The 13,390-nt window shown below is 38.7% G+C and carries 14 protein-coding genes and 1 tRNA gene; 7 read left to right on the top strand and 8 right to left on the bottom strand.

Annotated features, from left to right (window positions below; all coding sequences use genetic code 11):
- Positions 1–63 precede the first annotated feature (63 nt).
- Entirely contained in the window at positions 64–453 is a 390-nt protein-coding gene (locus tag MNY66_RS06755) for a YkgJ family cysteine cluster protein (protein WP_047254716.1), read from the top strand.
- A 327-nt stretch (positions 454–780) separates the two neighbouring features.
- Positions 781–1,299 (top strand): hypothetical protein, encoded by a 519-nt coding sequence (locus tag MNY66_RS06750; RefSeq protein ID WP_241501755.1) that lies wholly within the window; start codon positions 781–783, stop codon positions 1,297–1,299.
- 187 nt (positions 1,300–1,486) lie between these two features.
- On the opposite strand, the gene MNY66_RS06745 is transcribed toward MNY66_RS06750, so the two are convergent.
- The gene (locus MNY66_RS06745; RefSeq protein WP_047254717.1) at positions 1,487–1,804 is read right to left on the bottom strand and encodes an AzlD domain-containing protein; all 318 of its coding nucleotides are present in this window, start codon (positions 1,802–1,804) and stop codon (positions 1,487–1,489) included.
- A 4-nt stretch (positions 1,805–1,808) separates the two neighbouring features.
- Positions 1,809–2,465, bottom strand: coding sequence for an AzlC family ABC transporter permease (locus MNY66_RS06740; RefSeq protein ID WP_241501754.1), 657 nt, complete (start codon positions 2,463–2,465; stop codon positions 1,809–1,811).
- 78 nt (positions 2,466–2,543) lie between these two features.
- On the opposite strand from MNY66_RS06740, the gene MNY66_RS06735 reads away from it, so the two are divergent.
- Complete coding sequence (locus tag MNY66_RS06735; protein WP_047254718.1) at positions 2,544–3,101, top strand: XRE family transcriptional regulator; 558 nt, start codon at positions 2,544–2,546, stop codon at positions 3,099–3,101.
- Between the two features lie 117 nt (positions 3,102–3,218).
- Positions 3,219–3,398: a DUF2526 family protein gene (locus MNY66_RS06730; RefSeq protein WP_047254719.1), complete on the top strand. Its 180-nt coding sequence runs from the start codon at positions 3,219–3,221 to the stop codon at positions 3,396–3,398.
- A gap of 384 nt (positions 3,399–3,782) precedes the next feature.
- Here the strand turns inward: MNY66_RS06730 and MNY66_RS06725 are convergent.
- The 3 genes from MNY66_RS06725 to MNY66_RS06715 all read right to left on the bottom strand — a co-directional run bounded on the left by MNY66_RS06725 (position 3,783) and on the right by MNY66_RS06715 (position 4,918).
- Positions 3,783–3,857: transfer RNA gene (locus MNY66_RS06725), tRNA-Gly, on the bottom strand.
- Positions 3,858–4,054: 197 nt separating this feature from the next.
- A complete protein-coding gene (locus MNY66_RS06720; protein WP_241501753.1) occupies positions 4,055–4,621 on the bottom strand; it encodes a class I SAM-dependent methyltransferase in 567 nt (188 codons plus the stop codon).
- A 96-nt stretch (positions 4,622–4,717) separates the two neighbouring features.
- Positions 4,718–4,918 carry a hypothetical protein gene (locus MNY66_RS06715; protein WP_047254721.1) on the bottom strand — a complete coding sequence of 67 codons (201 nt, stop codon included), beginning with the start codon at positions 4,916–4,918 and terminating at the stop codon, positions 4,718–4,720.
- 469 nt (positions 4,919–5,387) lie between these two features.
- Here MNY66_RS06715 and MNY66_RS06710 point away from each other — a divergent pair, with 469 nt between their 5' ends.
- On the top strand, positions 5,388–5,846 hold the full coding sequence (locus tag MNY66_RS06710; RefSeq protein ID WP_047254722.1) for a GNAT family N-acetyltransferase: 459 nt from the start codon (positions 5,388–5,390) through the stop codon (positions 5,844–5,846).
- A gap of 111 nt (positions 5,847–5,957) precedes the next feature.
- On the opposite strand, the gene MNY66_RS06705 is transcribed toward MNY66_RS06710, so the two are convergent.
- From MNY66_RS06705 to dalD, 3 genes are all read right to left on the bottom strand, one after another.
- The gene (locus MNY66_RS06705; protein WP_241501752.1) at positions 5,958–7,238 is read right to left on the bottom strand and encodes an MFS transporter; all 1,281 of its coding nucleotides are present in this window, start codon (positions 7,236–7,238) and stop codon (positions 5,958–5,960) included.
- Positions 7,239–7,647: 409 nt separating this feature from the next.
- On the bottom strand, positions 7,648–9,117 hold the full coding sequence (xylB, locus tag MNY66_RS06700) for a xylulokinase (RefSeq protein WP_047254724.1): 1,470 nt from the start codon (positions 9,115–9,117) through the stop codon (positions 7,648–7,650).
- Positions 9,118–9,127: 10 nt separating this feature from the next.
- Positions 9,128–10,546 (bottom strand): D-arabinitol 4-dehydrogenase, encoded by a 1,419-nt coding sequence (gene dalD, locus MNY66_RS06695; protein WP_241501751.1) that lies wholly within the window; start codon positions 10,544–10,546, stop codon positions 9,128–9,130.
- Between the two features lie 177 nt (positions 10,547–10,723).
- On the opposite strand from dalD, the gene MNY66_RS06690 reads away from it, so the two are divergent.
- On the top strand, positions 10,724–11,677 hold the full coding sequence (locus MNY66_RS06690) for a sugar-binding transcriptional regulator (protein ID WP_241501750.1): 954 nt from the start codon (positions 10,724–10,726) through the stop codon (positions 11,675–11,677).
- Between the two features lie 374 nt (positions 11,678–12,051).
- On the top strand, positions 12,052–13,290 hold the full coding sequence (locus MNY66_RS06685; RefSeq protein WP_241501749.1) for an ArsB/NhaD family transporter: 1,239 nt from the start codon (positions 12,052–12,054) through the stop codon (positions 13,288–13,290).
- The last annotated feature ends 100 nt before the right edge of the window (positions 13,291–13,390 follow it).

Raw genomic sequence — 13,390 nt, 5'->3', positions numbered from 1 at the left:
AGTTATGGCGGTTTGGGATCCCCCAAACTATTATCATAAACAACAGATTTTATGGTATTAGAAATGACTAATATTCATACGCTAACAACTCAACATCCAGAAAATCCTTGCATAAGCTGTGGTGCATGCTGCGCTTATTTCCGTGTCTCTTTCTATTGGGCTGAATCAACCGAGGGGGACGGTAGCGTCCCTGCGGAATTAGTCGAAAAAGTCACACCATTTATCAGTTGTATGAAAGGCACTAATCAAAAAAATCAGACACGTTGCGTGGCTCTGGACGGTGTAATTGGAGAATGTGTCTCCTGTTCGATTTATACGCAGCGGTCAACGACCTGTCGAGAGTTTGATGCGTCGTGGGAGAATGGCGTACATAATGAAGCCTGTGATCGTGCTAGAGCAGCCTACAATTTGCCTCCGCTACAACCTGCTGATCCAACGAAAATAGCCTGTTAGTTATCAGCACTTGATACTCTTAAGTCACGGATATCAAGTGCTCCATTTGTTACTTCCCTGATATTAGTTATTTTTACCAAACTCTTCTTTATGTTATTAAACAAGTAATTACCACCAACCATATCCTTAACTATGCCACTGGCTATGACTAAATACCGCCCTTAAACATATCCCACACTTGGGAAGATGGATCTTTTTTTCACTTCATGGAGAAAATATGAAGATCGTGCAGACAATATGAGGTTTCAGTCAGTCAGGGTAAATACAGTTGCTGCTTAAATAGAATTACGGGATTATCAAGGCATCAACTACCTAGAGGAAAATATAATGAATAAGATAAAATCTGGTTTATTAGCTGTCGCGTTATTAACCGTTGGTTTTAGTGCAGCGGCTGCAAATTCATGGCATAACGGTCCTGGCCCACACTCTCAACGTCAGCATTCGCAACAACAGCATAATGCGGTTTATCAATCATCAATTCAAACTGAAAACCCGAATGAATCACTGAAAAAATTAGTCGCGGATGCCCCGACTATTGAGCAGGGTAAATCCTATTACGTACGTGTAGGTGTGGCTGATATTAGCGAGCGTAATTTAGCGACGAATAAACCTATCAATGATGCAAAAAATACCAAACAACGCGATAGATCCATGCAATGTGATCAAATGAGAAATAAACATAACTCAGTTTATCAGGCTTCTGTACAAACTACGGATCCTAATGGTTCGTTGAAAAAATTAGTCGCAGATACACCGGCATTAGCTACAGGCAAACCTTATCAAGTCAGAGTTTCTATCGTGGAAGCACGTAATCCACCCGTAATGCCGGCCGCGGTCACTAACTAAATATCGCTATAATATTCATCAGTTTTGCCTGTTATAATAATAAGCACAACCAAATAGCATCCAGCCAATACCCAACTATAATTGTTGAGTAAAGTTAAATATTGTACATGTTCTACTTTAGCCTGTGCATCTGTGCAGGCTTTTTTTTACTTCGAATATCGAAGTAATAGTAATTAACAATCTAGGTTTAAAATAAGATACGTAATAACGCCGTTACTATTGAAGCCGATAACACAATCACAATAAATGGTTTTTGATACCAGGTTAAAATACCCGCCACGATCACCCCAATAATTTTAGCCCCATCAGAGAATTGAGTACCTTCAAATATCGTAGATGTCATCGCTACAGAGAATAAAATAATAATAGCCGCGGCTGAAAAAAGAGTTTTACTGTATTCAGATAAAATAATCCTCCCTTGTAATAACGCTCCCGAAGCCCGCATTAAATAAGTTACCAGCGCTAATAAAAGAATTCCCGCCAGCATTAACCAAGAATTAGGCATTGTATTATCTCCGGACATAGAGCAATAAGCTCAATAATGAAACCAGAACAGGTATCCCCGCAGGCAAATATGGGGTTAAAATGACAGCCAAAATCGCACCAATAATCGCCGCGGCTCTTAAACGTTTATCCTTTAAAGCGGGTAAACACAGGGCCAGAATAATTGCTGGGAACATCGCATCCATACCAAACATTCGAGTGTCATGAATAAATGTTCCCAAAACTTCACCAATAATCACGCCGGCTGGCCAACATAACATAATTCCTAGACCGCATAGCCAAAAGGCGGCTTTTTTGTCTGCCTCTGTCTGTTGCGCTAATCCAAAAATAACACTTTCATCATTCATAATATGGTAGCCCAAATAAGCCTTTGCACCTTTTCCGGTCAACTTACCCACGGCAAAACTAAAAGGGATATGCCGAGAATTAACTAGGATCCCCGCTAATGCTGCGGAGATAGGACTACCGCCCGCAAAAACAATACCGATAAATAAAAATTCTGAGGCGCCCGCCAAAACTAAAATGGATAAGGTTAATGGGACCCACCCATCAAATCCTTGAGAATGTGCTAGCGCCCCATAAGAAACGCCCACAATCAAATCCGCCAAGCATACCAGCGCAATATTTTTAACCGTGTTATGATTTAATGCTATTGTGAACATAATTTTCGTTCTATATATTAAACATTCGTTCATTATGTTGTTATAATTTTATAAAAGCAAGTCAGGAAGGATTGTAAATTGAGCATCTCATCTCCCCCGATTGCATTAATTTCACAGGCGCTAGTACGAGAAAGAAAGAAAAGTGGTTTATCATTATCAGAAGTATCCCGCAGGGCGGGTATCGGTAAATCAACACTTTCTCAATTAGAATCGGGCACTGGTAACCCCAGCATTGAAACACTGTGGGCTATTTGTATTGCATTAGATATCCCTTTTGCCAAGCTCATTGAGCCGGAAAAACAAGAAGTAACAATTATCCGCCACGGTGAAGGCACAATGGTCAGTGCTGAGCATGCTAATTATCTGGTCTATTTATTATCATCCTCACCAGCGAATGCCAGAAGAGACATCTATACTGTTATTGCCCAGCCCGGTAGAGATAGAATCTCTGAGCCCCATATGCAAGGAGTTAAAGAGCATATTATCTTAATGACTGGACAAGCTTTAGTCGGTCCCTTAGATAATCAAACCGAGTTATTTCCTGGCGATTATATTTGTTATTCCGCCGAACAGCCTCATATCATGAAAGCCTTGGTGCCTGATACCATGGCTATTATGATCATTGAAAAAAGCTAATTGACGAGTAAAAATGGCGATTAGTTTGAGAAGATTATTAATAAGGGCAAGAGCAGTAATCAATTGATAACTGATGCAATGATAAAACAATATACGTCTAAATTTTGAGGATATTTAATGAACTACTACGATGAAATTAAAAATAGTGTGGATGCTCGGCTCAAAGAAAATTCAATTACTGAAATGAATATCTTATTAACTCAACTTTCACATGATCAAAAATTGACGCAAGAACAACGTTTTGAACAACAACAGCGTTTAAGAGAAGCTATATTTATTCATCATGAAACCAAATAGTCTAAAACGTAAACATCCGATATCTAAATAACAAAAAACGATTAAAACAACCAAGCTGGATTATCACTATTCAGCTTGGTCAAGCAACCTGTCAGAATGCTGTTAACACTAGATTAAATACTTGGTTAATTAATTAATTACTGAACGACTGAACTGACCATTTTCCACGTTTAAACTTCTATACACTATATTCGAGCCTATACATTCGCACCTATACATTCGCAGCGATATAACAACCTCATAGCTGTGCTTTATGATGTGGATAAAAAAGTAGGTAAATCAAAATATTATGTTGTCTACAATCAATTTCATACAACAATTGAATAAGAAAAAGAATTAATACTAATGGGATAATCAATAAAACGAGGGATCACATAAAATAATTGGAGCGGCCAGTGGGAATCGAACCCACATCATCAGCTTGGAAGGCTGAGGTAATAGCCATTATACGATGGCCGCGTCATTGGTGTTGATCATAGCGCTATCATCAGTAAGTGTAAATAGCATAACACTATTTTTTTATCCTGTATCGTATCTCGCTGTATCAAATAACGGCTAATTAAACCTTTTGATAGCAATAAATAAAAAGCCAGACCAATAGCAAGAGGGTATGCCCTGTGGATCACAACATTCCGCTAGCATGTACTATTCGCGTACTAGATTTTATCTTTTGGCTGGCAGATATACACCCATGCGGGAGGAACATTGCGGTATACTCTCACTTTTTTAAACGTGAAGTAACGGCTTAGCATGCTTTCACAGCCTCTAGTATATTGAAATAAAATAAACCGCCCTGACTCACTCGCCAGCCTGTGATTCGCCTGTTTCAATATTTTCAATCCGCAACGTTTACTCAGTGAACGAAACGGGATCCCTGATAAAATAATATCGTAATTATTGACCAAATACTCTGCTGAAGTATGTTTGACACTCATTCTTGAATCATTAACTTTATTTAAAATAGAAACAAAATTTTCATCGATTTCATAGGCATCTAATAAAGAATGTTCTCCCATACATTCCAATATTTGTTTGGTTAAAACACCATCTCCCGCACCTATTTCAGCAATATTTAAATCTTGCTGCCAATTAATTGGTTTTAACATCGCATCACATAACCAACGGGAAGAAGGCATAATTGTTCCCATACTTTTTGGCTGTGTAATAAACTTTTTCATATATAAAAAATAACTACTAAATGGAGAATACGACAGTAAATCCATACTTATCTCCTTATTATTATGTTTATAATTTCGCTTCCATTACGATACATTTCGCATCCCAGATACGGGATTAAATTCAGATAAAAATCCAAGCCACTAAACACAGATACCGCATTGATTACAATAGCTCAATTTCTTCATTAATCGTGAATTGCAATGGCAACATTTAGCACTATCACGCTCGAATGTATTCGTCGTATAACCATAGCGACTAGCCATTTTTCCATGCTGTTGAGGATCACTTAATTGCTGATATTTATCTGCTTTACGCCCAAACATCATGCTTAAAAACCCCATAATAATAACCCCACTAGCTGCCTGAATTCGAATAACAGTAAACTATAGAGTTACCTTCAGACTCAATAGTAACAGCCATTTATTACAGAACATTACATAATCAAACAAATAAACCAAAAATAATAAAATCACACAATAAATCGAATAAATTAGAATTAAATTAATCCATAATCTTTCTCATATTTTTGATATTACTAGAATATAACCAGAAACAATGGCATGAAATTTAGCTTTAGTTGATTTTAATACATTGAAAGCAACTTACTCTACAGGTTACTTTTAAGGTCTTAATTACATAGCTATACCTGCAAAGCATCACTAGCATAACTTAAATAATATCTATAAATTATTAGACTTCAGTCAGTGGATCCTATAAAAAAATAAAAAGTGTCCCTTATTTAGTACCACAATACGGCGTAACATCTCCTCTATTGAATGATAAATTACTATTTTATTGGAAAATCAACCTATGCCGATTGATAAAAAAACTATTACTATCGAATTAATTCAACATGATGAATATCAACAATGGTTACCTCTTTGGCAGAGCTATCAACATTTCTATCAAGTTACACTCTCTGAATTAACCACTAAAATAACTTGGCAACGTTTTTTTGATACTAATGAGCCGCTATATTGTGCAGTAGCTAAAATGGGAAATGAATTAATTGGCTTTACACACTTTGTTTTTCATCGCTCAACTTGGGCAGAGAAAAACTTTTGTTATTTAGAAGATTTATTTGTTGCGCCCAATATTCGAGGAAGACAAGTCGGTAAACAATTAATTGATTATGTAAAACGCCAAGCATTAGATCAACAATGTGCACGGTTATATTGGCATACCCAAGAAACTAATAGTACCGCACAAAAACTTTATGATTGGGTCGCAGAAAAACCCGGTGTAATTGAATATAGAATGGCACTATAAATAAGCAATTATTATCTAAATATAATACTGTTTTAATAATTAATCATCCCCAGCTCAATTTAATGAAATGGGGATGACAATTGTAAGGAAAATAGTTTTTAAGCTACCAATCTAATTATCTGCCAATATAGGAGCTACTGTTTTAACCCGTTTATTATTCACAAATCCAGGTTGAGGTACTCGAATAAAGAAGGTTAATATACCGGCAAAGATATACAGTAAAGTATATGCCCATACTACCCCTTCAATATCAAAGAACGGCAAAACTAAACTGGCAATCGCAGGCGCAGCAAAGTTACTCAATCCAGCCGATAAATTATAAATCGAAACAGCTGCACCTTTGTGATGAGGTTCAATCGATGGGAAAACTGCGGTCATTGGCACAAAAGCTGCGACAAAAATACCTAATAAAATTGCCGGAATCAATGCGATAGCAAAATTATGACCATAATGCAGTGGTAAGTAATAAAATAATAAACTAGAAACGGCCATACCTAAACAACCAAACCATCTTACCTGACGGATCCAACCAATATGTTCGCCTACAATTCCCCAGAATATATTAGTAAAAATAGTAGTAAAAAAGAATGCTGCCCAAATTTGCAGCCACTCAGAAATTGTAAATCCTAAACGATCAACAAATAACAATGGCATAATAATTGCAAACCCGAATAAAGAAATGGTATTAATTATTCGTATTATCGAAGCCATGAAAATATTGCGATTGGTAAATAAAATCGTGATCGCTCGTGAAAGTTCGGTTAATTTTTCTTCTAGCGGTAAATTAACTTTTGAGCGATCAACGGGTACATTTCGCAGACTAAAATAAGCAATCATTCCGCCAACAGCTACCCAGCCAATTGCCATCCATAGCGTTCCTATTTCACCTAATGCAGGAATAGTTAAACTCGGTAAATAACTGCCGATAACACCTATACCGACAGAATACATGGCCCAGAACCATCCTGTTGCAGCAGCTAAATGACTTCGTGGAATAACTTGTACCAGCATCATCATAAATGAATAAATAAATAATGGGTAAGCCAGTCCACGAATACCATAGAATAATAACATTAAAGTATAATTATGCATGCCTAGGCCAAAAGCCATAAATAAAGTATGCATGACTATCCATAATAAAAAACCAATTAACATTGCTTTTTGCGGTGTAATAATCTCAGCAACAACACCTGATGCCCATGCTGCTATTGCTGCTGCGAGGCCATATACAGTAAATACCATCGCTGATTGGGTTGGTGTAAAACCAATATCCGTAATATGTTTAGATAAAAAAGCCATTTCAAATCCATCGCCACTCATAAAAATAGCTATTGCGATGAATCCCCAAAATAAGTTTTTAGGTAAACCTAACCAATACTGCTTTTCTGTCATAGCAGCGTTCCTCATTATTTGTAGTAAAAGTACAAGGTAAGATTGAATAATTATTTGTTTTGTAATCGGTAATTTTTAATACTCTAAATTAACTAGGGGTAGGTTAAGGTTAAATAACTGCCCCAATTTTTTATTTTTAACTGGTATTGTTGATAAACTATGCGGCACCTTATTTTGCTCAACCGATGTAGCAGTATGTGCAAATTCATTATTTAGTGTCAATTAGCGTTAAAATATTTGTGACCGAGGTCTGAGAATGCAACAAAAAACCTCATGCTCATCACAAATAATTAACCTTAATAAATACGAGGAATTTGTATATTTAATAAAAAAAATACCGATGAAAAATATCAATATGAGCGATATAGTGAATAGGCTACACTTTTATTCATCGATATCGCCCTCGTTATTATTCTGGCAACAATTTCCGAGCCTCAAGCTGTTGCTTATATAGCAAGCGAAACAATGCTAAACGTTGCTGTAAATAAGCTTGATTCGCAGTTTGTGGCTGATATGAATTACTGATGGGCGGTTTTTTACAAACTTGTTGTTCATCACCGCCGACCGCTAGCCATGCGAGCCTGGCCGCACCTAATGCCCCAGAAGAACTGGCTGGATGCGTAACAATAGGAATATTAACAATATCTGCAATTAATTGGGCCCAGATCGGGCTACGCGCACCGCCACCGGTTAAACTACACTGCTTAATATTCGTTTCACTGTTGGATAAGACAGCCATTCCATCCGCCAACGCAAACGCAACACCTTCAATTACCGAATATCCCATCAATGCACGGTTCGTTTCATGTCTTAAAGCAAAAAATGATCCCATCGCATAAGCATCATTGTGTGGAGTTCTTTCCCCAGATAAATACGGCAAGAAAACCGGTGCTCGCTGTTTATCTTGCTGCGATAATTCGGCAATTTCTTCCATTAACTGATTTTCTGTGATCGACAATAAATTGCACAGCCAACGCAAACAACTAGCAGCGCTTAACATTACGCTCATTTGATGCCAACGATGCGGTAGAGCATGAGCAAAGGCATGCACTCCACGTTCAGGCGCTGTCTGTAAGCGATTATTAACCACAAAAATAACGCCAGAAGTACCGAGCGAAATAAAAGCATCATCTTGATTTATCGCCCCTACACCGACGGCAGACGCAGCATTATCCCCCCCACCTCCAGCGATAATTACCTCGGCACTTAATCCCCATTGAGACGCTAACTCTGCATTTAAGCAGGTACTTTTTTCACTGCCTTCGACTAATCGAGGCATCTGTTCGCGAGTTAATTGTGTCGCTGCTAATAACTCATCAGACCAATCACGCTTAGCCACATCCAACCATAAAGTGCCGGATGAATCAGACATATCGCTAATATATTCCCCGCTCATTTTCCAGCGCAGATAATCTTTAGGTAATAATACTTTGGCTATTTGATTGAATATTTCCGGCTCATGCTGTGCCACCCAGCGTAATTTAGGCGCTGTAAACCCTGGCATAATAAGATTGCCGCTAATCGTTAAAAACTCCGGATGATGAGCTAGCAACCATTCACATTCTGCAGCACTGCGTGTGTCATTCCATAAAATACAATTTCTGAGAACCTTCCCTTGACTATCTAATAATACTGCACCGTGCATTTGCCCCGATAAGCCAATCGATTTAATCCCAGCCCATGCCTCTGGCGCACTTTGCCTTAATGCTGCAACCACCGAATGTGTAGCATCCCACCATGCATTAGGCGCTTGTTCTGCCCATTGCGGTTTAGGACGCTGAACCGTCAAGGTGACATGGCTAGATGCTACTATTTCACCTTGATTATCAATAATTAGCGCTTTTAGCTCCGAGGTTCCAATATCAATTCCGAGATACATGTTTGCCTCTCTATAAACAGTTTTTTGGCAAATTATTTTGGCGTAAATTACTGTCTGGTGTCGTTATCCAAGCCTCAATATTAGCCACGGTTTGTTGCATCAATTGATAAAAATCCGTTGATAGAGCTAATTCACCAAATAACGTTTTATCTGCAACGAAAGTAGCTAAATCGCCTTCATGATTCAAAAATGACTGATAATGTGACTGATCCATTACCCCATCCTGATACTCATAAGGGATCTTTTTCTCCGCCCAATAGCGTAAGAAAACAAAGAATAATGCGGGTAAGACAGCCGTTGCTACGGGAATATCACCCTGCGCGTAACGCTCAATAAGTGTCGGAGTAATAAATCCAGGAATTTTTGATAAGCCATCCGCAGCAACACGTTGATTAGTATCTTTAATATACGGATTACCAAACCGTTCTAATACTACATCACGGTAAGCCGCTAAATCTAATGGGCTTGGCGATAGCGCCGGGATAACATCTTGAGTAACATAATTCCAAGCCATCTGACGAATAGGCTCTTTATGTGTACTTTCATCAATATAGTTCAGTCCGGTTAATGTTCCCGCCCAAGCAATACAGCTATGGCTGGCATTTAAAATACGGATTTTCGCCTCTTCCCACGGCAATACCGAACTGACCATTTCGACTCCAACCTGCTCTAGTTTAGGTCGTCCATTAATGAAATCATCTTCAATAACCCATTGAATAAACGATTCTCCCATCACTGGTACTTGATCATCCCAGCCGGTGTGCTGTTTGACACGTTCAGCAATATCAGCGGTTGGACGAGGAGTAATCCGATCAACCATCGTATTCGGTGACACAGTTTGTGTTTTTACCCACTCATACAGGGCATTATCCCCTTTGGCCTGTAAGAAAGAGAGAAACCCATGGCGAAAACGTTCACCATTGTGCCGCAAATTATCACAATTCAATAATGTAATAGGCTCACCCTCATTCTGTGAACGCGCTCGTAAAATGAGGCTCAGAGCACCATAAATTGTACGGCTGGCGCCCGCTAAATCTGCTTGAATATCGGCCTGTTGAAGATCCAATTCATGCTGTGGCGTCAAATAGTACCCCCCCTCGGTAACAGTAAACGATAGAACCCGAGTTTGTGGCTGACAACCCTGCACAATTAATGCACTAAGATTTTCATCCCACGGAAGGATTTTCTTGATTGAAGTAATTTTTTCATAATGACGTTCGCCTTCAGGTGACACGGTTTCTAGCGTATATTCACCGTGCTGAGCAGCTAATTTTTCTAATAACTCATTGGCATCATTACGAATATTTCCCAGCGCGATCGACCAACTATCATCACCTTGAGCGATTAATCGATGCAAATACCAAGCTTGATGAGCGCGATGAAAAGAACCTGCACCAATGTGCATCCAAACAGAATGTTGCTGCGGCATAATGCCTCCTAAGAACCAATTAAACATTTGACCTTTAAAGGGGCATCTGCCCGTTTGTTATAGTTTAGTTAGGTTTATGCTATAAATACTGCGAAGCTTCTCACAAAATAAACATTTGCCCTTTCAAATAGCATCTGCTCACAAATACAATAAGCTCAAATAATTGGGGAATGGCTAATGCAAAAAGAAGAAAAAAAACAGGAACAGGCGGCGCGGGCAGCTTGGATGTACTATGTGGCTGGAAAAACACAGCAAGAGATAGCCCATGAGCTCGGATTATCTCGTCAAGTAGCGCAAAGACTGATTTCTATGGCAAATGAACAAGGAATGGTCAATGTCAAAATAACCCATCCTATTAGTGAATGTTTACAATTAGCTCAGCAATTACAACAAAAATATCAATTACAACTGTGTCAAATCGTTCCTTCAGGACAATTAGATAGCCATGCAGTAAATAACATGATTGCTGTCGCTGGTGCTGAAGTCATGGCTCAGTGTGTTGCTAACGCAGAATCCACCATCATCGGCGTAGGATCGGGTAAAACTTTACGCTCAGTAATTGATGCTCTGCCCCGTTTAAATCATCCGGCACATCAATGTGTTTCGTTAATAGGAGCCATTGCCAGAGACAGCTCAGCAACACGCTATGATGTCCCTTTATGGTTAGCTGAAAAGTTACAATGTAAACACTTTATTTTGCCTGCTCCATTATATGCCGATAGCTTGATCGATAAACAAATGTGGTGCCAACATCGCGTTTACCAAGATGTAACCACCAAAGCATTACATGCGGATGTGACATTTATTGGGATTGGTGAAGTTAATTTAGGTTGTCCTTTAAACTCAGAAGGATTTATTACCGATGAACAAGTCGAAAAAATAAAAAAACAAGGCGCAGTCGCCGAATTACTCGGGCACTTTATTTGTGCCGACGGTACACGATGTCAAACCGAATTAGATGAAACATTAACCAGCATTCCATTAATAGAAAATACCTCTCGCTCTATTATTGCATTTGCTGGTGGTGATAATAAATACTTAGCCATCAAAGCCGCATTAACTGGACGATGGATAACAGGTTTAGTGACTGATGAACATACCGTAAGAAAATTATTAGCAGATAAAAACTAATTATTATTGGTAGATTCTGTATTAGTGTCACTATTTTCTAGATCCCAATTAGCTCATGATAAGAATTAATTGGGATAATATTCAATCCTGTCATGACGACTAAAATTGGTAATCATTTAAACTTAATATGCTTGTCTAACATTAACTTGATTCATCCATGACTCAACGTTACAGTAACGTTGGATTAATCGATATATCCCAATTATTTATTAAGATAGAACCATCTATTAATAGGGGACTGTTAGCCTAGAGTTAACAATTTCATTTATTAACCCACTATATTTCACTTTATTATTTATTTACGGCTCATGTGATTCATCTATTTATGAGCTGAACTTTATTCTTACTAACTAACCACTTTAGATAATCATTTTATGGAACTTACTATACTTGTTTTTTTAGTCGTCTATATCGCGATGGGATTTGGCAAACTCCCCGGCTTTAAAGTCGATCGTACGGGCGCAGCTGTCATTGGTGCATTAGCCATGATGGCCGCAGGCAGTATAACCGCACAACAATCTTGGGCAGCTATCGACTATCGCACTATTGGTATGTTATTTGGCTTAATGGTAGTTTCCGCCTCTTTTGTGGTTTCTGGTTTTTACGATTGGACAGCTCACCGAGTAGCGAACCTTAAAGTCAGTGCACCGATACTACTGGCAGTATTGATTGCTGTTGGTGGCCTATTATCTGCACTCTTGACAAACGATGTGGTGGTAGTTGCAATGACACCGCTGTTGGTCTCTATCACTTTGTCACGCGGGCTAAATCCTATTCCTTTTTTACTCGGCTTTTGCTTTGCTGCAAATAATGGTGCAGCCGGTTCGCTCATTGGTAGTCCGCAAAATATGATTGCAGCGCAGGGATTAGATTTATCATTTGTCGGGCTATTACAAGTTTCAGCCCTTCCTGCATTAGTCTCATTACCGATTATTTGGGCTGTATTAAGTATTATTTATCGTAAACGCTGGTATTTATCTTCAGCCGACAGCGCATTGCCAAGCCTCAATAATCAAGAAAAAACACCGTTAAATCTCTGGGAAACGAGTAAAGCAGGTATCATAACCGCTATTGTCATTGTCGCATTCGTGGTCAGTGATATTCCCCGCGAATTAATTGCACTTACTGCCGCTGGATTTTTATTGCTTAATCGCTCAATTGCCTCTAGTGATATGTTAAAATTAGTTGATGGTAATTTATTATTACTTATCATGGGATTATTTGTTGTTAATGCTGCATTCTCTGCAACTGGCCTTCCCCAATCCCTGTTAAATGACCTACACCATGCTGGGGTAGATCTTAATAATCCTTTAATATTATTCTTTACTACTGGCGTACTCAGTAGCATCGTGGGAAATAATCCGGCAGTTATGTTATTGGTGCCCTTTTTAGCGCCAGATGGGAATGCCGAAGCGCTCGGGGCAGCACTGGTGCTTGGCTCCGGGTTTTCAAGTAATTTATTTGTCTTTGGCAGTTTAGCGGGAATTATAGTGGTTGAACAAGCTGCTGTTTATGGGGTTAAAATTTCCTTTATGGAATTTGCTAAATCCGGTGGAATTGTCGCCGCTATCTGTATGGCAATGGCCGCGGGATGGATAATATTTACTGGCTAGTCAGCCAAATTCAAGTTATTGATTAATTTTCACGGATTATAGATATTAATTCTCTATGAAAATTTTACCAAGATAAAACACGAGAGTTCACCTATAAAAT

The sequence above is a fragment of the Moellerella wisconsensis genome (assembly GCF_022592395.1).
GTDB classification, from domain to species: domain Bacteria; phylum Pseudomonadota; class Gammaproteobacteria; order Enterobacterales; family Enterobacteriaceae; genus Moellerella; species Moellerella wisconsensis.
Note: the sequence above shows the minus strand (reverse complement) of the source record. Positions and strands in the feature narration are given on the sequence as shown.